The following is an 812-nucleotide window of genomic DNA, read 5'->3' as shown; positions in this document are numbered from 1 at the left end:
CATGCCCGGCTCCGTTTCAACTCCACGGAGCACACCTGATGTCTACATACGGATACGGCCGTCACGAACATGGCCAAAATTTTCTCACAGACCACAAGATCATCAACTCCATCGTCGATCTTGTAAAACAAACCTCCGGCCCCATCATTGAGATCGGGCCAGGAAGCGGTGCCCTCACTCACCCGATATCCCACTTGGGGAGGGCAATAACGGCAGTTGAGGTAGACGCAAAACTAGCTGCCAAACTCACAAAAAAGACCGCCTCGGCGTCGGTCGAAGTGGTCCATGATGATTTCCTCAACTTCCCGTTACCCGCCACTCCCTGCGTCATTGTGGGAAACATTCCCTTTCACCTCACCACTGCCATTCTTCGAAAGCTGTTGCATGCGCCGGCATGGACTGACGCTGTACTCCTCATGCAGTGGGAAGTCGCTCGCCGCCGGGCCGGGGTAGGTGCAAGCACGATGATGACAGCTCAGTGGTCCCCATGGTTCACGTTTCACCTTGGTTCCCGAGTACCAAGGTTTGCTTTCCGGCCACAGCCAAACGTTGACGGGGGGATCTTAGTGATCCGCCGGGTGGGTGACCCGAAGATCCCGATAGAGCAACGCAAAGCCTTTCAGGCGATGGTGCACACCGTTTTCACCGCCCGGGGACGCGGGATAGGGGAAATTCTCCGAAGGGCAGGGTTGTTTTCATCACGTTCAGAGACACAATCATGGTTGCGCTCGCGAGGAATCGACCCCGCAACCCTACCTCCCAGATTGCACACCAGCGACTGGATCGATCTCTTCCAGGTGACTGGTTCCTCT

General features: G+C 56.2%; 1 protein-coding gene. It reads left to right on the top strand.

Going from position 1 to position 812, the window contains the following annotated elements; translation table 11 throughout:
* Positions 1-38: 38 nt before the first annotated feature.
* A partial coding sequence (erm, locus tag HMPREF2537_RS00605) for a 23S ribosomal RNA methyltransferase Erm (RefSeq protein WP_070524717.1) occupies positions 39-812 on the top strand: 774 nt, incomplete at its 3' end.

Source organism: Corynebacterium sp. HMSC074E01 (assembly GCF_001808885.1).
Classification (GTDB): Bacteria; Actinomycetota; Actinomycetes; order Mycobacteriales; family Mycobacteriaceae; genus Corynebacterium.
Note: the sequence above shows the minus strand (reverse complement) of the source record. Positions and strands in the feature narration are given on the sequence as shown.